Annotated in this window: 24 protein-coding genes; 6 read left to right on the plus strand and 18 right to left on the minus strand. The window is 56.5% G+C overall.

Annotated features, from left to right (window positions below; genetic code table 11):
* Positions 1 to 47: 47 nt before the first annotated feature.
* From yniD to PU624_RS18500, 6 genes are all read right to left on the minus strand, one after another.
* Complete coding sequence (gene yniD, locus PU624_RS22245) at positions 48 to 155, minus strand: small membrane protein YniD (RefSeq protein WP_349372157.1); 108 nt, start codon at positions 153 to 155, stop codon at positions 48 to 50.
* Positions 156 to 275: 120 nt separating this feature from the next.
* A complete protein-coding gene (locus PU624_RS18480; RefSeq protein ID WP_022625164.1) occupies positions 276 to 704 on the minus strand; it encodes an OsmC family protein in 429 nt (142 codons plus the stop codon).
* A 57-nt stretch (positions 705 to 761) separates the two neighbouring features.
* Complete coding sequence (gene lldD, locus PU624_RS18485) at positions 762 to 1,949, minus strand: FMN-dependent L-lactate dehydrogenase LldD (RefSeq protein WP_283546134.1); 1,188 nt, start codon at positions 1,947 to 1,949, stop codon at positions 762 to 764.
* The gene (lldR, locus tag PU624_RS18490; RefSeq protein ID WP_283546135.1) at positions 1,949 to 2,722 is read right to left on the minus strand and encodes a transcriptional regulator LldR; all 774 of its coding nucleotides are present in this window, start codon (positions 2,720 to 2,722) and stop codon (positions 1,949 to 1,951) included. Before lldR ends, lldD begins: the two co-directional genes overlap by 1 nt.
* A complete protein-coding gene (lldP, locus tag PU624_RS18495; protein WP_283546136.1) occupies positions 2,719 to 4,374 on the minus strand; it encodes an L-lactate permease in 1,656 nt (551 codons plus the stop codon). Before lldP ends, lldR begins: the two co-directional genes overlap by 4 nt.
* Positions 4,375 to 4,581: 207 nt before the next feature.
* The gene (locus tag PU624_RS18500; protein WP_283546137.1) at positions 4,582 to 5,751 is read right to left on the minus strand and encodes a cyanate transporter; all 1,170 of its coding nucleotides are present in this window, start codon (positions 5,749 to 5,751) and stop codon (positions 4,582 to 4,584) included.
* Between the two features lie 87 nt (positions 5,752 to 5,838).
* On the opposite strand from PU624_RS18500, the gene PU624_RS18505 reads away from it, so the two are divergent.
* From PU624_RS18505 to dbpA, 3 genes are all read left to right on the plus strand, one after another.
* The gene (locus PU624_RS18505) at positions 5,839 to 6,699 is read left to right on the plus strand and encodes a LysR family transcriptional regulator (RefSeq protein ID WP_283546138.1); all 861 of its coding nucleotides are present in this window, start codon (positions 5,839 to 5,841) and stop codon (positions 6,697 to 6,699) included.
* 90 nt (positions 6,700 to 6,789) lie between these two features.
* The gene (locus PU624_RS18510; protein WP_283546139.1) at positions 6,790 to 8,178 is read left to right on the plus strand and encodes an amidohydrolase; all 1,389 of its coding nucleotides are present in this window, start codon (positions 6,790 to 6,792) and stop codon (positions 8,176 to 8,178) included.
* A gap of 797 nt (positions 8,179 to 8,975) precedes the next feature.
* Positions 8,976 to 10,358 carry an ATP-dependent RNA helicase DbpA gene (gene dbpA / locus PU624_RS18515; RefSeq protein ID WP_283546140.1) on the plus strand — a complete coding sequence of 461 codons (1,383 nt, stop codon included), beginning with the start codon at positions 8,976 to 8,978 and terminating at the stop codon, positions 10,356 to 10,358.
* A gap of 36 nt (positions 10,359 to 10,394) precedes the next feature.
* On the opposite strand, the gene PU624_RS18520 is transcribed toward dbpA, so the two are convergent.
* Positions 10,395 to 10,787: a YgiW/YdeI family stress tolerance OB fold protein gene (locus PU624_RS18520; protein ID WP_090963372.1), complete on the minus strand. Its 393-nt coding sequence runs from the start codon at positions 10,785 to 10,787 to the stop codon at positions 10,395 to 10,397.
* 167 nt (positions 10,788 to 10,954) lie between these two features.
* Between PU624_RS18520 and PU624_RS18525 the strand changes: the two genes are divergently transcribed.
* Positions 10,955 to 11,917 (plus strand): chemotaxis protein, encoded by a 963-nt coding sequence (locus PU624_RS18525; protein ID WP_283546141.1) that lies wholly within the window; start codon positions 10,955 to 10,957, stop codon positions 11,915 to 11,917.
* Positions 11,918 to 12,448: 531 nt separating this feature from the next.
* Positions 12,449 to 14,026 (plus strand): methyl-accepting chemotaxis protein, encoded by a 1,578-nt coding sequence (locus PU624_RS18530; RefSeq protein ID WP_283546142.1) that lies wholly within the window; start codon positions 12,449 to 12,451, stop codon positions 14,024 to 14,026.
* Positions 14,027 to 14,254: 228 nt separating this feature from the next.
* On the opposite strand, the gene ymcF is transcribed toward PU624_RS18530, so the two are convergent.
* From ymcF to proB, 10 genes are all read right to left on the minus strand, one after another.
* Complete coding sequence (gene ymcF / locus PU624_RS18535) at positions 14,255 to 14,425, minus strand: cold shock small protein YmcF (RefSeq protein WP_136197472.1); 171 nt, start codon at positions 14,423 to 14,425, stop codon at positions 14,255 to 14,257.
* Positions 14,426 to 14,428: 3 nt separating this feature from the next.
* On the minus strand, positions 14,429 to 14,641 hold the full coding sequence (cspE, locus tag PU624_RS18540; RefSeq protein WP_003854408.1) for a transcription antiterminator/RNA stability regulator CspE: 213 nt from the start codon (positions 14,639 to 14,641) through the stop codon (positions 14,429 to 14,431).
* Between the two features lie 375 nt (positions 14,642 to 15,016).
* Entirely contained in the window at positions 15,017 to 16,771 is a 1,755-nt protein-coding gene (locus tag PU624_RS18545; RefSeq protein WP_283546143.1) for a putative phage tail protein, read from the minus strand.
* 203 nt (positions 16,772 to 16,974) lie between these two features.
* Positions 16,975 to 17,268 carry a hypothetical protein gene (locus PU624_RS18550; protein ID WP_283546144.1) on the minus strand — a complete coding sequence of 98 codons (294 nt, stop codon included), beginning with the start codon at positions 17,266 to 17,268 and terminating at the stop codon, positions 16,975 to 16,977.
* A complete protein-coding gene (locus PU624_RS18555; protein ID WP_031590367.1) occupies positions 17,265 to 17,612 on the minus strand; it encodes a DUF7940 domain-containing protein in 348 nt (115 codons plus the stop codon). The genes PU624_RS18550 and PU624_RS18555 overlap by 4 nt, the downstream gene beginning before the upstream one ends.
* Positions 17,609 to 18,076 carry a glycoside hydrolase family protein gene (locus PU624_RS18560; RefSeq protein ID WP_283546145.1) on the minus strand — a complete coding sequence of 156 codons (468 nt, stop codon included), beginning with the start codon at positions 18,074 to 18,076 and terminating at the stop codon, positions 17,609 to 17,611. Before PU624_RS18560 ends, PU624_RS18555 begins: the two co-directional genes overlap by 4 nt.
* Before the next feature lie 204 nt (positions 18,077 to 18,280).
* Complete coding sequence (locus PU624_RS22250; RefSeq protein ID WP_349372158.1) at positions 18,281 to 18,559, minus strand: transcriptional antitermination N peptide; 279 nt, start codon at positions 18,557 to 18,559, stop codon at positions 18,281 to 18,283.
* 422 nt (positions 18,560 to 18,981) lie between these two features.
* Positions 18,982 to 19,713, minus strand: coding sequence for a S24 family peptidase (locus PU624_RS18565; protein ID WP_349372159.1), 732 nt, complete (start codon positions 19,711 to 19,713; stop codon positions 18,982 to 18,984).
* A gap of 361 nt (positions 19,714 to 20,074) precedes the next feature.
* A complete protein-coding gene (proA, locus tag PU624_RS18570) occupies positions 20,075 to 21,328 on the minus strand; it encodes a glutamate-5-semialdehyde dehydrogenase (RefSeq protein WP_283546147.1) in 1,254 nt (417 codons plus the stop codon).
* 10 nt (positions 21,329 to 21,338) lie between these two features.
* Positions 21,339 to 22,442 carry a glutamate 5-kinase gene (proB, locus tag PU624_RS18575; RefSeq protein ID WP_010255198.1) on the minus strand — a complete coding sequence of 368 codons (1,104 nt, stop codon included), beginning with the start codon at positions 22,440 to 22,442 and terminating at the stop codon, positions 21,339 to 21,341.
* A 238-nt stretch (positions 22,443 to 22,680) separates the two neighbouring features.
* Between proB and ompC the strand changes: the two genes are divergently transcribed.
* The gene (gene ompC, locus PU624_RS18580) at positions 22,681 to 23,793 is read left to right on the plus strand and encodes a porin OmpC (RefSeq protein WP_283546148.1); all 1,113 of its coding nucleotides are present in this window, start codon (positions 22,681 to 22,683) and stop codon (positions 23,791 to 23,793) included.
* A 259-nt stretch (positions 23,794 to 24,052) separates the two neighbouring features.
* Here ompC and crl read toward each other — a convergent pair whose 3' ends face one another.
* Positions 24,053 to 24,454 carry a sigma factor-binding protein Crl gene (crl, locus tag PU624_RS18585; protein WP_179896918.1) on the minus strand — a complete coding sequence of 134 codons (402 nt, stop codon included), beginning with the start codon at positions 24,452 to 24,454 and terminating at the stop codon, positions 24,053 to 24,055.
* Positions 24,455 to 24,539: the final 85 nt, after the last annotated feature.

Genomic DNA, 24,539 nt, shown 5'->3' on the forward strand with positions numbered 1-24,539 from the left:
CCATCAGTAGTACGCCCAGCGTGTGACGGCCAACCCCCTTCATCGGCTCAGGCCCAGATCATGGCAGCCCAGCGGATCAGCAGCAGCGCGCCGCAAATGCACAGCAGAACCAGCACCATCTTCCAGTACTTTTTAGCCGCCCGGTATTTTGTCACCTCGGTTTCCTCTCGTCAGAAAGCGAAGATGCGCCAGAAGGCGCATCTGTTCCGGTCAGTAACAGGACCGGGAGGCATAGCATAACGTCCGGGCCACCAAAAGGCGACCCGTTGCCGGCATCAGTTGTTCAGGGTGTAATCCAGCGTAATTTCCGCATTCAGAACCTGAGAAACCGGGCAGCCCGCTTTGGCTTTATTGATGATCTCGTCGAACGTTGACTCATCAATGCCAGGAAGAGAGATGGTGCTGGTCAGCGCCACTTTGGTGATGGCAAAGCCGTCGCCTTTTTTGTCCAGCGAGACGTCAGCCGTGGTGTCGATGCTTTCTGGCGGATGACCCGCATTACCCAGCATCAGTGACAGCGCCATAGAGAAACAGGCTGCATGTGCTGCACCAATCAGTTCTTCCGGGTTGGTGCCTTTGCCGCCTTCAAAACGGGTGTTAAAGCCATAAGGCTGCTGGCTCAGCACGCCACTCTCGGTGCTGACGGTGCCTTTGCCTTTGATATCGCCTTCCCAGTGCGCCGAACCTTTCTTATGAATGGTCATGTCATTCCTCCTGTTGGTAAAAAAGTTAAGTATAGACAACACATTCAATTTCGCAGGCTAACTCACCGCGCGGGGACGTGGCGTTGTGCCTGCTGGTGCCAGCAACGCCTCCGCCTGCACCAGTGAATCGCGGGTGATTTCACTAATGGATTTTGTGCCGGTCAGCGTCATGGCGACGCGCATCTCTTTCTCAATCAGGTCCAGCAGGTTTTCGACGCCGCGCTGACCGTGAGTCGCCAGCGCATAGATAAATGCCCGTCCCAGCAGCACGCTGTCTGCGCCCAGCGCGATCATCCGCACCACATCCAGCCCGTTACGGATGCCACTGTCCGCCAGAATGGTGATGTCGCCTTTGACCGCATCGGCAATCGCTGGCAGCGCACGTGCCGAGGAGAGCACGCCATCCAGCTGACGTCCGCCATGATTCGACACCACGATGCCATCGGCACCGAAACGCACCGCATCCCGCGCATCTTCCGGATCGAGAATGCCCTTGATCACCATCGGCCCGTCCCAGAACTCGCGGATCCACTCCAGATCTTTCCAGCTGATCGAGGGATCGAAGTTGTTCGCCAGCCAGCCGATATAATCTTCCAGCCCGGTCGGCTTGCCGAGATAGGCGGAGATATTCCCCAGATCGTGTGGACGCCCCTGCAGACCCACATCCAGCGCCCATTGTGGATGGGTGACCGCCTGCCAGTAACGACGCAGCGCAGCGTGATTGCCGCTCATCCCGGAGTGCGCATCGCGATAGCGCGCGCCTGGCGTTGGCATATCCACGGTAAACACCAGCGTTGAACAACCGGCGGCTTTGGCGCGCTCCAGCGCATTGCGCATAAAACCGCGGTCACGCAGCACATAGAGCTGGAACCACATCGGACGGTTGATCTGTGGCGCCACCTCTTCAATCGGGCAGACCGAGACCGTCGACAGGGTAAACGGAATGCCTTTCAGGGCCGCCGCGCGCGCGGCCTGCACTTCACCCCGGCGGGCATACATGCCGCACAGGCCGACCGGCGCCAGCGCAACCGGCATCGACAGGGTCTCATTGAATAATTTTGTCTCAAGGCTCAGTTCCGACATGTTCTTCAGAATCCGCTGGCGCAGCGCCACGTCAGAGAGGTCTTCCACGTTACGTCGCAGGGTGTGCTCGGCGTAGGCCCCGCCATCAAGATAGTGAAACAGGAACGGCGGCAGGATACGTTGCGCGGCGGCGCGATAGTCACTGGCAGCTGAGATAATCATCAGTCAGATTCCTTAGAGTTGCGTGTGTCGTTATCCGGTAAGCGGGTGATGCGCGCCTGACGCGCTTCATCTTCATGCAGGCTTTTCATGGTGGTGTGCACAAAGCCCAGATGCTGCATCGCTGCCTGACGGGCCGCTTCGGCGTCGCCCGCCAGGATCGCATCGAGCAGCGCCTGATGCTGTTCCGTCAGACGGGCGAAAATCGCTGGCTGGGTGTACATGCGCTGACGGGTCTGCATCACCGACGATTGCAGCAGCTCAAAAAAGCCACGCATCGTCTGCAGCAGCACCACGTTGTGCGACGCCTCGGCAATCGCCAGGTGGAAGCGGACATCTGCCTGGGCGGCGAGATCGGGATCGTCGCTCTCTTTCAGCTTCAGGGTAGCGTCGAAAGCGTATTGCAGCTTCTCTTTGTCGGCGTCGGTGGCGCGCAGTGCGGCATGCCAGGCCGTGCTGGCCTCAATGGCATGCCGCGCTTCCAGAATGTCGTAGCGGTAGTCGGGATCGTCGCGCAGCAGCTGGCGAATCGGCTCGACGATGCGCTGTTCAGACCAGGGCGCCAGCTGCTGACGCATCCAGGTGCCGCCGCCGCGTCGGCTGATCAGCATTCCGCTGCTGATCAGCTGCTGTATCGCTTCCCGCAGCGAGGAGCGGGAGACGCCGAGTTCCGCCGAGAGCTGACGCTCGGCGGGCAGGCGCATACCCGGCTCAAGCTGATGGTCGGTGATGTATGCCCGGAGGCGTGTCACCAGCGGATCGGCATGGCTGCTCATGGAATCATCCACGGGAAGACGTAGGCCTGAAGCGTGGTAATCACACCGACCATACAGGTGAAAATCAGGCTGTGCTTTACGGTAAACCGGAACAGGTCGGACTCTTTCCCTACCAGTCCGACCGCCGCACAGGCGATGGCGATCGACTGCGGCGAGATCATCTTACCGGTCACGCCACCGGTGGTGTTGGCCGCCACCAGCAGAATATCGGAGACGCCGATCTGCTGTGCGGTCGTCGCCTGTAACGCGGCAAACAGCGCATTCGATGAGGTATCAGATCCGGTCAGGAACACGCCCAGCCAGCCGAGGAACGGCGAGAAGAAGGTAAACGCGTGACCGGTGTGGGCCAGCGCCAGCGCCAGCGTCGCAGAGAGACCGGAGTAGTTGGAGATAAACGCAAAGGCCAGCACCATCCCGATGGAGTAGATCGGCAGCGCCAGCTCTTTCAGCGTTTCACCAAAGGTCTGCAGCGCCGCCTTTGGCTTCATGCGCAGGAACAGAATAGCCATGATCGCCGCAATCAAAATCGCGGTGCCGGTCGCGGAGACCAGATCCAGTTTATAGATCGCCGGATAAGGTGTTGCATTGCTGACCACCGGCGGCATCCGCGCCACCAGCTCATTCAGCATCGGCACCGGCACAGCCAGCACCCAGTCATAGAGCGCACCGCCTTTGGCGAACAGCGCTTTAAACGGCGGGATGCTCCAGAGCGTGACGGTGGCGGTCAGAAACAGGAACGGCATCCAGGCGCGGATAACCTGCCCCAGCCGATACTTCTGCGTGGGCAGCAACGGATCGCCCTGCTTCGCCTCTGCATCGGCAAAGCGGAAAATGCGCACCGGTTTCCAGACCCGCAGGAACAGCGTCAGCGAAATCAGCGAGGCGAGCGACGAGATAATATCGGGCAGCTCCGGCCCCAGGAAGTTGGAGCTGAGGAACTGGGCGATGGCAAAGGATCCGCCCGCGACAACGACCGCCGGCCACGTCTCTTTCACCCCGCGCCAGCCATCCATAATCGCCATAATCCAGAACAGCACAATCAGGGTCAGCAGCGGCAGCTGGCGTCCGGCCATCTGGCCGATAGCAAAACTGTCCAGCCCGGTAACCTGGCCCGCCACAATAATCGGAATGCCCATCGCGCCAAAAGCCACGGGTGCGGTGTTCACAATCAGGCAGAGCCCGGCGGCGTAGAGCGGATTAAAGCCGAGTCCCACCAGCAGCGCGGCCGTAATCGCCACCGGCGCACCAAAGCCTGCCGCGCCCTCCAGGAAAGCCCCGAACGAGAAGCCGACAATCAGCATCTGCAGACGCTGATCGGGCGTAATCGACAGGATTGAGGCGCGGATAATGTCGAACTGGCCGGTTTTGACCGAGATTTTGTAGACGAAGACGGCGGCAACAATAATCCAGGCAATCGGCCACAATCCATAGAGGAAGCCGTACACCACGGCAGTCAGCGCCTGTGCAGCGGGCATCTGATAGAGAAACAGCGCCACCAGCAGCGCCAGTACCACGGTGGTGGTGGCCGCCAGGTAGCCTTTCATCTTCAGCTTAATCAGCGCAAAGAAGAAAAAGAGAATCGGGATCAGTGCGACCAGACTTGAGAGCCAGATATTACCCAGCGGATCGTAGTTTTGTTGCCAGATCGGCATGCCAGTATCTCCAGAGGAAGAGGTAACGTGGCACGCAACCGTGAAACTGCATGCCATCCGCCCCTGGATTGGTCAGACCAAACCGCTGTCCCGGGGCTTATGGCAACAGATAGTTAATGCATTGTTAATCTATGGCAACAGAAGTTGCGCGAATTTTCCCGGAGTGTGAACCAGAGAAAAATATTGCCGGGATTGGTCGGACCAAAATCAGCGTTTTACCCCGGGAAAGGCGTGCTGATAGCTGCGCGGATGGAAACGCAGATTCAATCCGATCAGCAGCAGCGTGACCGCCGCCTGCAGAATCCAGACGCTGGTGAAATGACCGGTGAGCGCATGCAGCTGTCCGGCGATAAACGGCATGCTGCCCGCGATAATAAAACCGACGCCCTGCATAAAGGCGACCAGCCGCGCGCCAGCCTGAGGCTGCTCCAGATGATCCAGCGCCAGCACCAGTGCCAGCGGAAACGCCCCGCCCAGTCCAAAGCCCGCGATCGCCGCCCAGAGCCACGGCGCCAGCTGTGGCGCGAACAGGAAGCCGAGCATGCCGCTGAACTGCATCGCCAGGGTCAGCAGCAGCAGCGGACGGCGATCGCGCCCCCGCGCCAGCAAGGGCAGCAGCAGCGCACCCGTAACCTGACAGCCGATCATCATGCCCAGCAGTGAACCGCCCGCCTGCGCGCTCCAGCCAAGCTGATGGTAGAAATCGGGCAGCCAGGCGACGCAGATGGCGTAACCGCCATTCACCAGACCAAAGCTTAACGCCAGCGTCCAGGCGCGGGTTTTTCGCCACAGCGAAGGCATCGCGGCGGCCGCTGTCCGGGCTGCGGGTGCGGTGGTGATAAACAGCCACAGCAGGATAGCCAGCACCACCGGCACCGCCCAGCTGCTCAGCGCGCCCTGCCAGCCAGCCTGCGCACTCAGCCACGGCGAGATCGCCGCGCCAATCCCGCCGCCGCCCATCAGCGCCGCTGCCCACAATCCGGTTACGCCTGCACTGCGGCTGCCAAAGCGCTGACGGATCAATCCCGGCATCGCCATCTGTACGATGCCAATCCCTGCCCCGCCCGGCACGGCAGTCAGCACCAGCCAGCGGCCGTCAGTGACAAACAGCCGACTCACCAGCGCCAGCAACAGCAGCAGCAACCCGCCCAGCAGCAGTCTGCGCACTGCAAAACGCTGCATCAGCGGGGCGCTGATTAACGCAATAGCGCCCATCATCATCATCGGCACCGCAGGCAGCAGCGAGGCCGCCAGCGGTGACAGACCGATGCTCTGTCGCAGCTGGCCGAGTAACGGACTGACCGACGTCATCAGCGGTCGCATGTTGAGTCCGGCCAGCACCAGCGCCACCAGCAGCAGGTTGTTCTCTCTTTTCATCTGAGATCCACGCAGTTAAAAGTTGCCAGCCTGGCAGCAGTCGCTACTATCTGGAAATGAAATATTACTCTGCCAGGTAGTGGAAAAATGAATCGTCAGCCGATGTTCACCCCACAGCAGCTGCTCAGCTTTGTGGCGGTGTGCGAAACCGCCAGCTTTACCCGCGCCGCCGACCGGGTGCATCTGTCGCAGTCCACCGTCAGCCAGCAGGTGCGGCGACTGGAGGAGATGGTAGGCAAAGAACTGCTGGTTCGCTCCTCCCATCAGGTGCAGATCACCGAAGAGGGCGAAAAACTTTTAGGCTACGCCCGGCGGATTATCGCCCTGAATGGCGAAGCGCACGATGTCCTGAGTGACCAGTGGCGCGACGGCGTGCTGCGTCTCGGCGTACCGGAAGATTTCGCCGCCCCCACTGCCGGTCTGCTGGCGCACTTCAGTCGCGACCATCCCCAGCTGCGGCTGGATGTGATGAGCGGCATGCAGGTGGAACTGCGTCGCGCCTGGCAGCGTGAAGAGCTGGACATCATGCTGATTAAACAGCCCGCTGGCGAGCGTCCGCTGGCATCACGTCCTGAACCGCTGCTGTGGCTCGACAGCGCAGAGTGGCCCTGCTTTGAGCAGACGCCGGTGCCGCTGGTGCTGTTTCCCCAGCAGGGGCTCTATCGCGATGAAGTCTGTCAGACGCTCGACGCGCTGGGCCGAAGCTGGCGCATCAGCTACAGCAGCGCCAGCCTGGTCGCGCTGGCCGCCGCCAGTGCTCAGGGGCTGGGACTCACATTACTGCCCGCCAGCTGCCGCCTGCCGCAGCACCGGGTGCTGGGCCCGGAACAGGGGCTGCCGGTGATTGATACCTTTGAACTGGCGCTGTTCTGCCGTCATCCGCAGGATCCGCTGCAGCGTGAACTGGCGGCGTCACTGGCGGCATTTGGTCAGCTGCGCTGGCAGTGAGATATCGAATAGTCGTCAGTGGAAAATAACGCAGCAGGCTGACCCCGCGTTTGTCAGATTAAGCGCTTGTTCATTTTGCAGGAGCCTCTGATGCCTATTTCCTCTTCGCCGAGCCGCCGTGATTTTCTGGGACAAAGCGTTCGCTGGACCGCCGCTGGCGGCCTGCTGGCCGCCGGTCTCGGTCAGGCCAGTGCCGCCATCTCTTCATCGTTGCCCGCCCTCAATCCCGACCCGCCCGCTGCCCTGCCACAGCAGGATCACTACCTGCTGCGCAATGTGCGGCTGGAAGAGGGTTTTATCCGTGAGGATGAGGAGATTGTCGCGACCCGGACCGGACGTTACGACATCAGCGTGCGCGACGGTAAAATTGACCAGCTGACACCGGCAGGCCAGGGCGACAGCTCGCTGCCGTCCTGGGATGCGCAGGATGCCCTGCTGCTGCCCGCCACTCAGGATATGCACATCCACCTTGATAAAACCTTCTACGGTGGCCCGTGGCAGGCGCCGCGTCCGCGTCAGGGCAAAACCATCATGGATATGATTGCGCGCGAACAGGTGCTGATTCCTCAACTGCTGCCGCACTCCCAGGCGCGCGCCGAAGGGTTGATCGCCCTGCTGCACGCCAAAGGCACCACCCGCGCCCGCAGCCACTGCAATATCGATCCGGTCAGCGGACTGAAAAGCCTGGAACACCTGCAGGCGGCGTTAGCCCGTTACCCGGACTTTCCCTGCGAGATCGTCGCTTTTCCGCAGCACGGCCTGCTGCACTCGCAGGTCGATGGGTTAATGCGTGAGGCGATGCAGCACGGCGTTGAGTATGTCGGCGGACTGGATCCCACTCATGTCGATGGTGCGATGGAGAAGTCGCTGGATGCGATGTTCCGGATTGCGCTCGACTACCAGCGCGGCGTGGATATTCACCTGCATGAGACCTCCCCGGCTGGCGTGGCGGCGATTCAGTACATGATTGATACCGTAGCGAAGAATCCGGAGCTGAAAGGCAAAGTCACCCTCAGCCACGGTTTCGCGCTGGCGACCCTGAGCGGCAGTGCGCTGGATAGGATGATCGAAGGGCTGGCGGAGCAGCAGTTCAGCGTCGCCTCCACACTGCCGATCGGCAAGCTCACCATGCCGATTCCGCAATTGCAGGCGGCGGGCATAAAGGTGATGACCGGCACTGACAGCGTCATCGATCACTGGTCCCCATTTGGCACCGGCAGCATGCTGGAAAAAGCGAATCTCTATGCGCAGCTCTACCGCGGCTCCGATGAGTTCTCGCTGTCGCGGGCGCTGGCGATTGCCACCGACGATCGGCTGCCGCTCTCCGCCCAGGGTGAACGCCAGTGGCCCGCGCCAGGCGATGAAGCCAGCATGATGCTGGTGGCGGCCAGCTGTTCCGCCGAGGCCGTGGCGCGTATCTCGCCCGTCGTCGCGACCTTCTCGCGCGGTAAACCGGTCTTTGCGCTGGCCCCGGTCTGACACAGCAAAACCGCACAGGGGTGCACAGAGGGCCACCTGACGTGAAGCGATGGGAGCCTGCGCCCGTTCCACCGCACCCTACTCAACGGGCCGCGAGGCATCTATCCCCAAAAACAACAGAGCCTCCACAAGGGAGGCTCTGCATTTACCTGAGCGGAGTGCGTGTTATGCGCTTTTGGCCCATTTATCGTTCGACATTAGTTCCATTGCCAGCGCGTATAAGCGACGATCTTCCTGATCACAGGGCTCATCTTCCGCATAACACGCAATCATCGAAGCGATCTTATCAGCAGATAAGCTCTCTCCATGAATATGCAGTGTCAGTACGGCGCGGCCTACTATTTTAAGCACATTTTCATGTGGTCCCTGGATGCGATTACTCAATGCAAATACCCTCTACCGGTCGTTGTACCAGGAATATGGCGCGCTAAATATAAAGCAATTAGCTCAGGATTTTTATCGGCACGGAGAGTGATATTTTTTAATGATTAATTCTATTACTGGAGTGATTATTAAGGAATCATCTGATTAACAATGAAATAAATATTTAAAAACGTGCACTTATAAAATAAAGAATGGCATTGATAAGTTATCCCTATGATATAAAAACCTTTCCGGTCAGCTAAACGTTAAAAAAAAACCACCTTTCAACAGTAAACTTCAGTCTATTCCTAAGCGTACCGGCAGAGATAGTTTCATCCCGTTAACCTTCGAGGTTCCCGTTGCTGTCAGGCGTGCTTTCTGCCAGACTTGCCCCGCAATAATGCCCTACACTTTCAGCCTCAGAGGCCGCGCCCGTGACCGCTTTTTCTACCCTCAATTCGCTTCCCGACAGCCAGCTCGATAACCTGCGCGAGATGGGCTACACCAGCATGACGCCCGTGCAGGCCGCTACGCTGCCCGCCATTCTGCAGGGACGCGACGTGCGCGCGCAGGCGAAAACCGGCAGCGGTAAAACGGCTGCCTTTGGTATTGGTCTACTGCACCATATCGACAGCACCCGCTTTCAGACGCAGGCATTGATCCTCTGTCCGACCCGCGAACTGGCGGATCAGGTGGGTAACGTGCTGCGCCAGCTGGCGCGCTTCACCCGTAACATCAAAGTCCTCACCCTGTGTGGCGGACAGCCGATGAGCGCACAGCGTGATTCGCTGGTACATCCACCGCATATCGTGGTCGGCACGCCGGGTCGTATCCTCGATCACATCAACCGCGAAAACCTTAAGCTGGACCAGCTCAACACGCTGGTACTGGATGAAGCGGATCGGATGCTGGAGATGGGCTTCCTCAATGATATGGAAACAATCATTGAAGCGACGCCCGCCTCGCGCCAGACGCTGCTCTTTTCCGCCACCTGGCCCGACGGCATCACCGCCATCAGCACCCGCTTCCAGCGCGATGCACTGAGCGTCGTGACCGAAGATGTCAGCGAACTGCCTTCAATCGATCAGCAGTTCTTTGAAGCCAGCCACAATGAAAAGCTGGGTCTGCTCATCGCACTGCTCGGCGATCGTCAGCCTTCATCCTGCGTGGTCTTTTGCAACACCAAACGCGAATGTGACGATGTCGCTGCGGCGCTTAACGCGCGTGATATCAGCGCTCTGCCACTGCATGGCGACCTGGAGCAGCGCGATCGCGAACGCGTACTGATCCGCTTCGCAAACGGCAGCGGTCGCGTGCTGGTTGCCACCGATGTCGCCGCACGCGGACTCGACATCAAATCGCTGGCGATGGTGGTCAACTACCAGCTCGCCTGGGATCCTGAAATTCACCTGCACCGCATCGGTCGTACCGCCCGTGCAGGCGAACATGGCGTTGCCGTCAGCCTGGTCGCTGCCGATGAGATGGCGCGCGCCCATGCGCTGGAAGACTTCCTGCAGCAGAAGCTGCCGTGGGTCTCGGCCAGCACGCTGAAAAAAGGCAGCAGCAAGCCGCTGCCAGCCGCCATGATGACGCTGTGCATTGATGGTGGCCGTAAAGCCAAGATTCGTCCGGGAGATATTCTGGGTGCGCTGACGGGTGAAGCGGGTTATCGCGCGGATCAGATCGGCAAAATTGTTCTGACACCTACGCATGCCTACGTGGCGATTGAAGCGAACCACGCCAAAGCGGCGCTGGTGAAACTCAAGCAGGGCAAAATCAAAGGCAAAACCTGCCGGGCGATTCTGCTGAAAGACTGAATAAAAACGGGCGAGGATATCACCTCGCCCGGTTTCTTATGGCTCTTCGATTTGCGTCACATGCAGAATGGTTTTATCCCCTTTGCCCTGTACCTTGCCACTGACGCGTACTTTGTCTTCTGCGGTATAGGTTTTACCATCAAAGGTCTTCTTCGGTGCGATGATCGGTAATGTACCGGTGTTGTCGCGGAACTGGTAGCGCTCGCCCTGCTCTTTCTTCACGATGTAACCTTCCAGCGTCACATACCCGCCCTGACGGAAATCGCGGATCTGATCAATATGCGTCTGACCGGTATCTTCAGAGCCTTTATAGCCAGCATCCTGCTTGTGCTGTGGCGGTGGCGTATCGCCCGCTTTGTATCCGCCCTCTTCAGCCGACACACCCGCACTCATCATCACCAGCAACGACGCTAAAATCACTTTTTTCATTTCACACTCCTTTATTGGAAAGGTGTCCATGTTGAACCTTCAGGGTTAAGCCTGGCACAATAATTGGCGTCCGTTTTATTTCACCCTTCTCTTCTCACCTTTTTCCACTTGCTGCCGATAACCTGTTCACACCCTATTTCACCAGCTGCGTTAATGCAGAGGCAACCATGGATAATTTTCAGAAAGAGATCGATGAGAGAGCGAACCTCGCATTATCGAACAAGTTTGAGCTGCTGCTGTTTCGCTTAGGTTCCGATCAGCTGAAAGGCAAGTCTGAACTGTTTGGCATTAACGTCTTCAAGCTGCGTGAAATTGTGCCGATGCAGACCATCACCAAAGCGGCAGGTATGAGTTCGCCGCTGCTGGGTATGGCCAGTATCCGTGGTCAGTTCATTCCGGTCATCGACCTGCCTGCTGTGGCGGGTTGTGTGCCGGAAACCGGCCTTAACCTGCTGCTGGTCACCGAGTATGCCCGTAACACCCAGGCGTTTGCCGTGGAATCCGTGGATAACATCGTGCGCCTCGACTGGAGCCAGGTCCATACCGCTGAAGCCGGTATCGGCGGTCGCAACATTACCAGCATCGCCTGCCTGGACACAGATAAGCAGGGCAGCGAGCTGGCGATGGTGCTGGACGTTGAGCAAATCCTGTATGACATCATCCCGTCATCGCGTGGCGTCGAACCTGAAGCGGCCAAACCGCGCGCCTTCAACTATCGCCCCGGTGCGGTCGCGATTGTGGCTGAAGATTCCAAAGTTGCGCGCCAGCTGCTGGAGCAGGGTCTGAAGAGCATGGGCATTCCGACGCTGATGTTTAACACCGGCCTGGATGCCTGGGAAAAAGTTAAGCTGATAAGCCAGGAAGTGCAGGCTGCAGGCGAGTCGATTCACGACAGAATTGCCCTGGTTCTGACCGATCTGGAAATGCCCGAGATGGATGGCTTTACGCTGACCCGCAACATTAAGCGTGACCCGATTCTGAAAACGCTGCCGGTCGTGATCCACTCCTCACTCTCAGGCAGCGCCAACGAAGACCACGTGCGCAAAGTCGGTGCCGATGGCTATGTGGCGAAGTTTGAGTTGAATGAACTTTCAGACGTGATTTTCAACGTTCTTGAGACTGCCCGCTAAGCGAATGCGGGCCGTTAAGAATGCCCGCCGCGCTTTTACTTTTTTGACAGCGGAATCGCTGACCTGACCAGGAACCGACTATGCACATTGAAACTTTACCCGTTACGCCCGCACCTGCTACGCCTTCGCCTCAAAAGGTATTGCGTGGCCGTTTACGCCAGCTGGCCTGGATTAGCGCCGTCAGTTTAAGCATCGCATTCTGGGTAGGCCTCTACTTCTTAGTTTTCTGAATCCATTCATGTTTGTCTGGATCGGGCTGTCAGCATCACTGCTGACGGCCCTTTTTTTTGCCTGCATTTCCCCTGCGTTCATTTGTTAATCCTTTCTGATGCTTTTCACTGACTATTTATTCACGCAGCGTTATTACTTAAAAATTATTAAAGGTACAAGTCCGTGCTCCGATAACTGTATGCGCGAGATCACCTTTTTGCCTGCGGCTGTGACCACAGACATCAGCAAGGCACTGCGCACAACAGCAGGAAACCTGAACGTTGCTAACAAATTGATTAATAATAAAACGGGGAAGAGAACATGGTCAGTATCAAGAATATGAAGGTCGGAATGCGGCTCGCAGCAGCCTTCGGTATTATTGTGGCGTTACTGATAGTGATTGGCGTGACATCCATTACCAGAATTAACAGTATTAATACGGCGATCTCCTCGATCGTTGACGATCGCTATGTGAAAGTACGACTGGCATTTGATGTGCGCGATGGCGTCAACGATCAGATCAAATACCTGCGCGGCATGGTGATCGACACGAACCGTCCGGAAATGAACGTGAAGCGTTATGCCCAGCTGGATGAAGCCACGCAACGCACCAACCGCGCGATGAAAAAGATCGAAGACATTCAGGTTACGCCGATTGGTAAGAAAAAGATCGCCGGTCTGCTGGCTTCGTCTCAGGCATTTGAGCAGGTGAAAACCGAGCTGATTACCCTGATCAAAGCGGGCAACTTTGATGCCGCCAGCACCTATGTGCTGAAATCGATGACGGCTACCCAGAATAAATTCCTGCAGGATGCCGTGGATTTTGCCAACTCTCAGGACGCACAGCTGCGCACTGAAGGTCAGGGTATTGTGGATAATGGTCAGTCTGCCATCTCCATCACGCTGATTTTTTCCGCCCTGGCGATTCTGGCCTCTATCATGCTGGGCTACTTCCTGACCCGCTCTATTGTCCGTCCGCTGGTTGCCGCAGTTAATGTGGCTGAACGCGTTGCCGCAGGCGATCTGAGCACGCAGATGCAGGTGACCTCGCGCGATGAAACCGGTGTCCTGATGCAGGCGCTGCAGCGAATGAACGATAACCTGCTGTCGATTGTGACCGAAGTGCGTACCGGTTCCGACACCATCGCGGTGGCGTCGAATCAGATCTCCAGCGGTAACCTCGATCTCTCAACCCGCACTGAACAGCAGGCCAGTTCACTGGAAGAGACGGCCTCTGCCATGGAGCAGATGACGTCGACCGTGAAACATAACGCCGATAACGCCCGTGAAGCGAATCACCTGGTGTCGACAACCACCAGCGTGGCGCGTGAAGGGGGTGTGGTGATGGAGAAGGTGATTGAGAAGATGGAAGCGATCGCCCTCTCCTCCCGCAAAATTGTCGATATCATCAGCGTTATCGACTCCATCGCCTTCCAGACCAATATTCTGTCCCTGAACGCCGCCGTTGAAGCGGCGCGTGCGGGCGAACAGGGTCGCGGCTTTGCCGTCGTGGCGAGCGAAGTGCGTAATCTGGCGCAGCGCTCAGCGTCAGCAGCCAAAGAGATTAAGGTTCTGATTGAAGATTCTGTCGCTAAAGTGGATGAAGGCAGCAAACTGGTGACACATGCCGGTTCAACGATCGGTGAAGTGGTGAACAGCGTGCAGAGCGTGGCGAACATCATGAGCGAAATCACCATTGCCAGCAGCGAACAGAGCAGCGGCATCAATGAAATCAATCAGGCGATTACTCAGATGGAAGCGGTAACGCAGCAGAACGCCGCGCTGGTTCAGGAAGCATCAGCCGCCTCTCAGGCGCTGCAGGATCAGGCAGAGCGTATGGCACAGGCGATGAGCGTGTTTAATACCGGCAAGCTCTCACTGCAACCGGTTCTTCGCTAATCTCTTTCAACGGCCCGCTTCGGCGGGCCTTTTTTTGCCTGATGCCAGAGAGTGGAGAAACTACAGGGCGCGCATAGTGGGAGTAACAGGGGAAAGCAGAAGGATACAGGCGGGTAATAGGGAGAGGATTGAGGATGGAGCACAGGAAACGCAGAAACAAAAAAGGCCGCCAGAGGCGACCTTTCATTACTGTAAATGCAACAACGCTATAAAGCTCACTAGCCTTTATCAGAGAGCGCGAGGCTGGCTCTGAATTGCAATCCTTGCCAGATTCACCTGAATCACAGCAGATTTGCAGAAAATGCATTTCGCTCCATGCGGGTTGGCTCTTGTAACATCAAAATGTGATGTACGAAACTGTGAGCCATTACAGTGAGGACATTTAAAAGTAATTTTCAGTCCTTAGAGACCAACAACGTTCGCAGCAGCTGGGCCTTTGGCGCCATTTTCTACTGTGAATTCAACTTGCTGACCTTCATCTAATGAACGGAAATCGGTGCCCTGGATTGCAGAGAAATGTACGAATACATCTTTGCTGCCGTCTGCAGGAGAAATGAAACCGAAGCCTTTCTCTGCGTTAAACCATTTAACGGTACCGCGAATTTTGTTAGACATGCTTAAATCCTTAATATATCGAGCCTTCCGGCGTAATGGCCTGAGAACAGAGTTTAATCAGAACGTAAGAGAAGACTCAAAAAGAAGGGATGTCTCGCGACAAACTTAGAGATGAGAACTGCTTTGGTTACTTACTTTGATAGTGTCTGTTAATCAAACCGACGATTCATTAGGCCACACTTCTCACAGTGACGCAACTCCTAATTCAAATTAATCACAACGAGCTCTCCGCAGAAGATGAACGACGAAAACGGTGTCAGGGAGGCAGTCCGGCTTAACCGTGCCCCCTGGCTGGCTTACGGCATCGCGAGAAGCGGAGATCACCTCCGATCAAAAAAGGGCGAGGCAGGAGCCTCGCCCAAAACATGCCGGCCATCAATCGTAGTAAGGGACCTTGCGGTCCACGCCGTTGATATTGATCAGCACAAAGCCGGTCGGAGCGGTCTTGTTGGTCGGTGTGCCCGCAGCAGTCGCGAGCGTCACCACCCCTTTCTCGTTAGCACCGATACCCGCCAGTCCATTGTGCATGCCGAAACGTGCAGCGGGTTTGAGGTTGCTGATATTAGTGATGTCCGTCACCACTGACATATCAGCCTGGAACAGCGAACAGGAACCGGTATCGAAGCGGGTCGGGCCGGTTGTCTTCAGGTTGAACATGGTCTCGCCGCTGTTGGCTTTCAGCTTGACCCAGATGACGGCATAGGTGGTCCCTACCCGGCCATAACGGATGTCCAGCACGGAAGGCTGCCCCATGTGGTAAGCATCGGCCCAGACCGTCTCCAGTCGCTGCAGGTTGATCAGCGTTTTACCGGTCGCTGGCATATTGACCGGTGAACCGGCGGTGCCGGACGGCGTGGTGGCATCCGCTTTACCGATCAACTCCATCACCCACTGCTGGTTAGGCGCCGGGAAATAGAGCTGCCCCAACCGATACCAGTTATCGGTCGCGGTGTTGTTCACCACTTTATAGCCGCTGTAATAGCCAGCCCGCAGCGAACCGGTCATGAACGTGCCGTAGTTCTCATCCCGACGATAGCCATATTCAAAGGTCGATAACCATTTGTTTCCGGCCACATCATTGGTGATTTTCGCCCCCGCCTGCAGGTTGATATGACGCATCACCACGCGGGCATTGTTGAGATTGAGCGGCGTGGCGCAATCTTCAATGTTGAGCGTTTCAATGTTCCAGCCGCCGTCCGACAGATCACCCGGGTTAGTGGTGTGTTCAATCCAGACGTTGCGCATGACCCCCTGTGTAACGCGCGGCATGTAGAGCGTGGCGTCGCCATAGCCCGACTGGAAGTTGGCATTACACAACTCAATGGCGGTTGAGTGGTCCCAGTTCCCCTTCGGTGTGTTTGACCAGCCAACATCAAATACGCGGGAATAGGTGCTGGAGCTGTAGATCTGATCGAATTTACTGTCGAGCGTATCCTGCAGCTTAAAGACCGTGCCCCCGGTACTTTGCGCTTTGAAACAGAAGATATTGACGATCTGGCCGCCAACAATCGTATTTTCAAAGAACGGCTGAACGTTGCTGCACTGTTCAGGCGTGACGGTCACTTTTTGCGTGGTATCGACAGTCCCGGCGTTAGCCTGTCCGTGCCAGCAGATGCCTTTAATGACGATTTTGCGCGCATTAACTTTAAACACCGTATTGGCGCTTTTGTCAGAGACAATGGTGGTGCGCGGTGACGATCCGAGCTCGATATCATCCCCTGCGATACCAAAGAACGGCAACTCCGTATCGGTGAGATCGATGGGTGAAATCAGGAAGCGGCCACCCGGAAAACGCACCGGCATCGCTTTCGCATAGGTGTTGTAGGTCTGCGTCCATGCCAGCATCCGCTTAAAGGCATCCGTATCATCGGTCACGCCATCCCCTTTCGCGCCAAAGTGCAGGACATTCACTTCGGCAGGATCGTTAATGGTGCGCTTCCAGTAGAAACCGTTGCCCACCGCCACCGTACCGCCATCATCCTTCAGCGTGGTGGTGCTGATAAAACCGACAAAGTTAGCGCCGCCACGGAAGCCGGAATCTTTGTCGTAATAGCGTTTAAGGATCGCGACCTCACCTGATTTTGGTGGGACAGTGGTACGCAGCTCAGCAAAAGAGTTAACTTCAATCATAGAATCCTCCTCAGGATCACAGAGATATCGCGCTGAAATCAGCGCACTACTTAGCCGCAGCCGGATGGCCGCAAAGGGAATCCCACATGTCGTTGTGGGTGTTGATGGCGCGCACCGTACGAACGTCCATTTTTTTCGCGTCATCGCCGTAGGTATAAAGAGGGGAAAAAAGGACACAGGCAGAGTCGGTGATTGCTACCGGCTCAGGGTTTGTTGTATTTCGACTGCTGCAGCTTGTCGCGAGCAGCAGCGTCATCAAGGCTATGGTTGTCGGTCGCCACACGGGTAGCCTCCTCGCGGTTGTGTTGTTGCTGTTGCGCCACCGCGCTAACGCGGGACGCTTCCTGTTGCGCGTTATCCACGTCGGAACGCGCTTTTTGCTGCACTTTGCCGATTTTCTTGCCGCCGAAATAACTGGCGCCCAGCGCCGCAAGGATGCCAGCCAGTGCGGCCAGCCAGTGCCAGCTGCCGCCCAGTAAGGTGGTAATCAGAGTCATGGTTTCGCTCCTTCCGCCTGCTCCTTCGCATTGAGCAGGTTTTTCTGTCGAACAAATTGAGCAATCACCCCCATCGCCACCATGAACGCGCCCACCAGCCCCAGGTAGTTGTGCGGCAGAATCGATTTCACGTCCTCCGGTAGCACATTCCAGGCATCAACAGCGGCCGAAGGAAACGACTGCGCCCAGGCGCTGAGCATGGAACCCAGCGACGCGAGCCAGACAGACCAGGTTTTGAAAAGCAGGCGGGCATGAGAGACAAACTGCAGGGTGGTAAAGCGCTGCAACAGCAGCAGAATGATGATTGCCGTCAGCACGGCGACGAGAAACATGAGCCATCTCATAGCAGCCCCCTGTAAATCGCATAGGTTCCGGTGCGCATCATCTCCGCGTGACGACGGGCGCGGCCCGGCGTCTGTCGGGCCCAGAGGCTGTTCATCATCGCGTCAGCCGCATCATTAAACTGCTCAGCGGCGATGGCAGTGAGCATGTTTTTAAACTGCAGAACGCCCTCGACGCCCAGCTGATAGGTCATGCTCAGCAACACATCGGTGCGGGCGTCGTTGCACTTCGTCAGCGCATTGCGCAGCAGGTCTCTGCTCTGCATCTCCTGAACTTTGTTTTCAAGAATGCACTGCTTCCAGACATCACCGACGCGCCGTGGCACGCGGAAGGTGTAATTACTCAGCGACGCCCCCTTTGGCCCGATGCGAATGCCCCCCGCCACCGTGGGAAAGCCCAGCGTGTCGAGATAGGGCGTATCCACATATCCCTCTTCAAAATTCAGTACTGCGATGATCTGGCTCATAACGACTCCTCAATGACGAATTAAGGCAATTCAGCCTTGTGAAAAGAAATACATAACGCCTGCTGATCATTACCCTGCCAGGGGCAGCAGGAGGCCTTACTGACCCTGCAGCAAAACTGAACAGTAATTCAGCAGATTGCGCCCAGTAGTAGCTGGAGATAACGAAGAGTTAGCCGGAACGGAAAAAAGCGCTTTCTTCGCGTTTCAGCTCACCGCGTAGAGGTGAACATGCGGAAGACAGCAATTGTCGAAACTGGGTGTTTCCTGACTGGTAACGCGGGGTGCTGTGATTGCGCGATCAACGCGCGGGGCGACCTGACGCTGGCAGATTTGCTCTGCACGTCTCAGGACCGGTGTTTCAGTTGGGAAGTTCAGGGCCTGGTCGATACTCTGTTTCAGGCTGCTGAGAGGTTGGCGCCGCCGATGGCGACGAGTACGTGCGTTGCCCATAAAAACGCTTTTGCCATAGTGAATTATCGCCATAACTCCTCCTGTGAATGAGTATTTGGCGATGGGGTGGCAGGCGCGAGCTTTCGGCGAACCGAACGGGCCCGAATGTCGCATATTGCGATCGCACGCTCGCCGCCCGACTGCATCAGCAGTCAGGTGGAAAGTAAGCGAGGGGAAATAAACGGCATCTGACGACGCTGCATTTTGCGCATCCACCCCATCCCAAAGTTCACTGACTTTTGGGTGGTATGATTCGCGCTTGTGCAGCGCCTCAATTGTTTAAGAGCGGCTCATCCCTGAAAGAACTGCTTCGTTCATCCATGTTCAAATTATTAACAGGTTCTTATGCTTTATCAAACACTGTTGGTTAATTTTTTATTTACCGCTGGTTAAATTTATGAATTTATGCCGATTATTTTTTTGCAGGCCTTCTGCGAAAAGCGCCAGAAGCGGCCTTAGCCGAGGATTTGATAGTGGCGCGCCTGGCTCATGATGACTTTTGCCAGTACCTTCAGGCTGGTGACGTCATCATGATTAAGATACCAAGTTTCATAGCGTTTATTGTCTGATATTACAGCAATTTTCTTATGCTGCAGCTGCAGGCGCTTGAGGTAGAGTTGCTCATCGAGGGTAAAAATATAGATGCCGTCACCGTCGAACATCCGCACGCTGATATCCACAAACAGCTGATCGCGCGGTGCAAAGGTGTCAGCCATAGAGTCGCTGTTAATGGCGATTAACCGGATGTTTTCTGCCGGGCGACCATTGAACAGCACCCGCGCCTCATCCAGACCATATTCGATCGCCTGGATGGTCTCGACAAACTCATCACGTGCGGGCAGGCCCGCAGCACTGCGCTGACCAATGTCGAGACTATCAACCCGAAACACATTCTTATGCCCGGTGAGTGGACTTAACATCACCGGCTCAGCAGGTTGTTCCATACCGTACTGCAGCCACTCTACCCTGACGCCAAGCAGCTGGCTGAGAGCCAGTAAATTGCCACCATCAGGGACTGACTGCGCGTTAAACCACTTCCACACTCCTGGCGTTGAAATTTTACAGCCTTGCTGCTGGAGGGCCCTGGCAACCTGTTTGTTTCGTCCATGTCCGACAATGCCGGCACTCTCACAGGCCGCTATCAGCCTGGCGGTGAAAGCTTGTCTTGTACTTTCTTTTTTAACCATTAGTTAATAATCAGCCATAGAAGAGATACTGGATGTTATTTTCATTATTGCTACCAGTTCATTTTATATTACCGCTCGTTTACTACCTAACCGCTTTATCAAGCATATCTAATTATCATTATCCGCTTCAGCCTGCGACTGACCAAAAAATATTGCCTCAGGCCGCTTACCGCCCCGGATTTCAGGAATGTTCCGTAAGAAATTGCGTGAATATCAGCCAGCATAATGGCCAGCGGTGGCCGGTGTTGAACGGAAATGAATCTGATGCGCAGAAAACTCTATCTTTCACTGGTCCGGAAAATGGTGCTAAAAAAAAGCGGGAGTCTGTGAAAGACTCCCGCTTTGTTAAAAATTATCGTCGTTATGGGCGGAGCGTATCGTCGCCCCACGCTATCCATTTGTAGGTGGTCAGCGCCTCTAATCCCATCGGTCCGCGGGCGTGCAGTTTCTGGGTACTGACCGCCACTTCAGCGCCCAGACCGAACTGTCCGCCATCGGTAAAGCGGGTACTGGCGTTAACATAGACTGCGGAGGAGTCGACCTGACGGACAAAACGCGCGGCGTTGCGGGTGTTACGTGTCAGGATCGCATCCGAGTGCTGGGTGCCGTGCGTACGGATGTGATCGATCGCCTCATCCATATCCGCCACTAATTTGACGTTGAGATCCAGCGACAGCCACTCATCATTGTACTGCTCCGGATTAACCGCTTTGACCGGGGCCGGACCTTGCTGCAGCTGCGCCAGTACGTTGCTGTCAGCATGCAGCGCGATCCCTTCCTGCGCCATACGTGCGCTGAAGGCCGGCAGGAAACGTTCGGCCATGGCCTGATCCACCAGCAGCGTCTCCAGTGAGTTACAGGCGCTGGGACGCTGTTTCTTGGCGTTGACGATCAGATCAAGTGCCGGTTCGATCTCCATCGTCTCATCGATGTAGATATGACAGACGCCGATGCCGCCGGTAATCACCGGAATGGTGGAGTTTTCACGGCACAGCTTGTGCAGCCCGGCTCCGCCACGCGGGATCAGCATATCGACGTAGCGATCCAGCTTCAGCAGCTGATTCACCAGTTCGCGATCCGGGTTTTCAATCGCCTGCACAATAGCCGCCGGTAAACCGTGCTGCTTCAGGGCGTTCTGAATGACCCGCACGGTGGCCGCATTGGTGCGCCAGGTCTCTTTGCCGCCGCGCAGAATGGCGGCGTTACCGGTTTTCAGGCACAGGCTGGCGACATCAACCGTGACGTTAGGACGCGCCTCGTAAATCACCGCAACCACGCCCAGCGGCACGCGACGGCGTTCAATGCGCAGGCCGCTGTCGAGCTGCCCGCCGTCGATTAACTGCCCTACCGGATCGGCCAGCTGACAGACCTGGCGCACATCGCTGGCGATGCTGCTGAGACGTTGCGGATTAAGTGTCAGCCGATCTAACAGCGCAGCGCTCATGCCGTTCTGACGCGCATCGGCTAAATCCAGCTCGTTAGCCGCCAGTATGTCTGCGCTCTCCGCCTCAAGACGGTCGGCGAGGGTCATCAGAACCTGATTTTTTTCTGCCGTCGACAGATCGGCCACGGTGTAAGCTGCGGCACGCGCCGCTTTTCCCATCTCTTCAAGCATTGTCCGCTCCTTAACTGACGATCATGTCGTCGCGGTGAACCGCCACCGGGCCATATTCATATCCCAGAATCTCGCTGATCTGCTGGCTGTGATGACCGGCAATCATCCGCATCGCGTCGCTGTTGTAGCGAGAGACGCCGTGAGCAATATCCCGGCCCTGCAGGCTGCGGATACGGATCACTTCACCGCGCGAGAAATTCCCCTGGATCGCCCGGATCCCTTTCGGCAGCAGCGAACTGCCGCGTTCGATGATGGCCGCCAGCGCACCGTCATCGACGGTGAGCTCACCCGCCGGTGGCGCCCCGAAAATCCAGCGTTTGCGGTTCTCCAGCGGCGATTGCTGCGCATGGAAGCGTGTGCCGACCGGCTTGCCGTCAATCACATCACTGATCACGCCACTGCGACTGCCGGAGGCGATGATCACGTCGATACCGGCGCGACACGCAACATCCGCCGCCTGAAGCTTGGTGGACATCCCGCCGGTGCCGAGACCCGATACGCTGTCGCCCGCCAGGGCGCGTAACGCATCATCAATCACATGCACGTCACTGATCAGCTCAGCCTCAGGATTGTTACGCGGATCGGCGGTGAAGAGGCCCTGCTGATCGGTCAGCAGCAGCAGCTTATCGGCCCCGCCGAGCATCGCCGCCAGCGCCGAGAGATTGTCGTTGTCGCCCACTTTGATTTCAGCGGTAGCGACAGCATCGTTCTCATTGATGACCGGCACAATGTGGTTATCCAGCAGCGCACGCAGCGTGTCGCGGGCATTCAGGAAACGTTCGCGATCTTCCATGTCGGCACGGGTCAGCAACATCTGACCAATATGGATACCGTAGATGGAGAAGAGCTGTTCCCACAGCTGAATCAGACGGCTCTGCCCCACCGCAGCCAGCAGCTGCTTTGAGGCGATGGTCGGTGGTAGTTCGGGGTAGCCCAGATGTTCACGTCCGGCGGCCATTGCCCCAGACGTAACGATCACAATGCGGTGGCCTGCGGCATGCTGCTGCGCGCACTGACGAACCAGTTCCACCATATGCGCCCGATTCAACCGGCGAGAGCCGCCGGTGAGAACGCTGGTACCCAACTTGACCACTAAGGTCTGACTGCCACTCATATTTCCTGCCGTAGTGAAAAATTTTTACGAAAGGACGTTTTAACAGGAGTCGATAAGGAAGCCAACAGCCAGCGGGGGAAAAGCACGAAATTACGCGGACAAGGGCGTAGACCAAAAGTTCAGGCTTAACAAGAAATCACGAAAAGTGTCATAAAAAGTTCATCGCCAGCGGGTAAAAAGTCCGTGTTTTACAAAAACTTTCATTTTTTTACGGCGTTCACATTGGGATTGATAGCAAATGAAGAAAAGCACACTGGCACTGCTCCTCTCCACGCTGACGCTGGCTTCCGCCGCGCAGGCTGCCGAAATCTATAACAAAGATGGCAACAAACTGGACCTGTACGGCAAAGTTAAAGCTGAGCACTACATCAGCGATAATGCCAGCGCAGATGGTGACAAGTCTTATACCCGTATCGGCTTTAAGGGACAGACACAGATTAACGACCTGATGACCGGTTATGGTCAGTGGGAATATCAGTACAACGTTAACAACTCCGAAGGCAGTGACGCCAACAACGGCAACAAAACCCGTCTTGGTTTTGCCGGTCTGAAATTCTCGCAGTACGGTTCGGTAGATTACGGTCGTAACTACGGCGTGCTGTATGACGTGGAAGCCTGGACCGACGTGTTCCCGGAATTCGGCGGTGACGGTACAGCCCGTACTGATAACTTTATGACTCAGCGCGCCACCGGCGTTGCGACTTACCGCAACAACAACTTCTTTGGTCTGGTTGATGGCCTGAAGTTTGCGCTGCAGTATCAGGGTAAAAATGACGCGACCAGCGCCAACGCCCGTACTGACCTTAACCGTCAGAATGGCGACGGTTACGGTGCCTCACTGGGCTATGCCCTGGGCGATTCCGGTGTAAGCCTGATGAGTGCCATTACGTCATCTGACCGTACCAACCAGCAGCAGGCGCGCGCCTATGGCGGCGGTGACCGTGCGGATTCCTGGGGCGCAGGCGTGAAGTATGATGCCAACAGCGTTTACCTGGCCGCAATTTATACCGATACCCGCAACATGACGCCAATCAGCGGCACCAACCGTACCACTGGCGCTGCCGTCGCGGGCGCAGCCAACAAAGCGCAGAACATCGAGCTGGTAGCGCAGTATCAGTTTGATTTCGGCCTGCGTCCGTCAATCGGCTACGTACAGACCAAGGGCAAAGATATCGAAAACGGTATCGGCGATGCGGATCTGGTGAAATATATCGATGTGGGCGCGACCTACTACTTCAACAAAAATATGTCAGCCTTCGTTGATTACAAAATCAACCAGCTGCCTGACGACAACGCGCTGTCGCTTAACAACGATGACGTTGTCGCGATGGGTGTGACTTACCAGTTCTGATGTCAGGCTCGCAAACCGGGCAGATTTGGAGCTGGCAGCAACGCATAAACGCAACACGCAGGGAACACGGTCAGAAGAGGAAAGCGTCCCGCGCCAGGACGGCGCGGGCCGAGCGTGCCATGGATGGCGGCTTTTGCGTCTTTCCGATCTGACCGTGTTCTCTGCGAAGGCTCGATCCAACAGCGGGTCAGACTTCAACAAAAATGGCGAGTTTTTAAACTCGCCATTTTTTTCGTCTTTATTTCACTGCACTACCCTATCAGGCGCTCAGCTTCACCGGTTTCTCATCGAAATCGCTGGCTGGGATCAGATCCAGCTCGAACTCTTTCAGCATCGCTTTCAGACGGGTATGAAAATTCCGTAAGGTCTCTTCCACGCGCGCCGTGTTCTCTTTGCCTTTGATATTTGCCACCGACCAGTCACCCTCTTTATCGAACAGACCGATATGGTAGACATAGGTAAAGTGGTCAGCCTGCGCTTCCAGCTCCATCCACCAGCCCCAGAACTCACGCAGCTCCGGTGCAGGTTTCACATTGACGCAGGCAGCCAGGCAGTCGAAGAAGAACCGGGTTTCGCCACATTTCCCATCGCGAATATAAGGCCCAAGCTCCGTAAAGCGCTTAAGCAGGCGACTGCGGGGATGACCACTTGGTAACGTCATGCTGATTCTCCATAGGTTTTGACCGCTATACAGCCCTGATTTCCGGACGGCCTGATTGCGTCATAAGCCTTTATCGGGCAGCCCG

This window comes from Pantoea sp. Lij88 (assembly GCF_030062155.1).
GTDB lineage: Bacteria > Pseudomonadota > Gammaproteobacteria > Enterobacterales > Enterobacteriaceae > Pantoea.

Coding starts and splice junctions, on each gene's coding strand:
- PU624_RS18480 (WP_022625164.1), bottom strand. CDS start 704: ATGACCATTCATAAGAAAGGTTCGGCGCACTGGGAAGGCGATATCAAA.
- lldD (WP_283546134.1), bottom strand. CDS start 1,949: ATGATTATCTCAGCTGCCAGTGACTATCGCGCCGCCGCGCAACGTATC.
- lldR (WP_283546135.1), bottom strand. CDS start 2,722: ATGAGCAGCCATGCCGATCCGCTGGTGACACGCCTCCGGGCATACATC.
- lldP (WP_283546136.1), bottom strand. CDS start 4,374: ATGCCGATCTGGCAACAAAACTACGATCCGCTGGGTAATATCTGGCTC.
- PU624_RS18500 (WP_283546137.1), bottom strand. CDS start 5,751: ATGAAAAGAGAGAACAACCTGCTGCTGGTGGCGCTGGTGCTGGCCGGA.
- PU624_RS18505 (WP_283546138.1), top strand. CDS start 5,839: ATGAATCGTCAGCCGATGTTCACCCCACAGCAGCTGCTCAGCTTTGTG.
- PU624_RS18510 (WP_283546139.1), top strand. CDS start 6,790: ATGCCTATTTCCTCTTCGCCGAGCCGCCGTGATTTTCTGGGACAAAGC.
- PU624_RS18520 (WP_090963372.1), bottom strand. CDS start 10,787: ATGAAAAAAGTGATTTTAGCGTCGTTGCTGGTGATGATGAGTGCGGGT.
- PU624_RS18525 (WP_283546141.1), top strand. CDS start 10,955: ATGGATAATTTTCAGAAAGAGATCGATGAGAGAGCGAACCTCGCATTA.
- PU624_RS18530 (WP_283546142.1), top strand. CDS start 12,449: ATGGTCAGTATCAAGAATATGAAGGTCGGAATGCGGCTCGCAGCAGCC.
- cspE (WP_003854408.1), bottom strand. CDS start 14,641: ATGTCTAACAAAATTCGCGGTACCGTTAAATGGTTTAACGCAGAGAAA.
- PU624_RS18545 (WP_283546143.1), bottom strand. CDS start 16,771: ATGATTGAAGTTAACTCTTTTGCTGAGCTGCGTACCACTGTCCCACCA.
- PU624_RS18550 (WP_283546144.1), bottom strand. CDS start 17,268: ATGACTCTGATTACCACCTTACTGGGCGGCAGCTGGCACTGGCTGGCC.
- PU624_RS18555 (WP_031590367.1), bottom strand. CDS start 17,612: ATGAGATGGCTCATGTTTCTCGTCGCCGTGCTGACGGCAATCATCATT.
- PU624_RS18560 (WP_283546145.1), bottom strand. CDS start 18,076: ATGAGCCAGATCATCGCAGTACTGAATTTTGAAGAGGGATATGTGGAT.
- PU624_RS22250 (WP_349372158.1), bottom strand. CDS start 18,559: ATGGCGATAATTCACTATGGCAAAAGCGTTTTTATGGGCAACGCACGT.
- PU624_RS18565 (WP_349372159.1), bottom strand. CDS start 19,713: ATGGTTAAAAAAGAAAGTACAAGACAAGCTTTCACCGCCAGGCTGATA.
- proA (WP_283546147.1), bottom strand. CDS start 21,328: ATGCTTGAAGAGATGGGAAAAGCGGCGCGTGCCGCAGCTTACACCGTG.
- proB (WP_010255198.1), bottom strand. CDS start 22,442: ATGAGTGGCAGTCAGACCTTAGTGGTCAAGTTGGGTACCAGCGTTCTC.
- ompC (WP_283546148.1), top strand. CDS start 22,681: ATGAAGAAAAGCACACTGGCACTGCTCCTCTCCACGCTGACGCTGGCT.
- crl (WP_179896918.1), bottom strand. CDS start 24,454: ATGACGTTACCAAGTGGTCATCCCCGCAGTCGCCTGCTTAAGCGCTTT.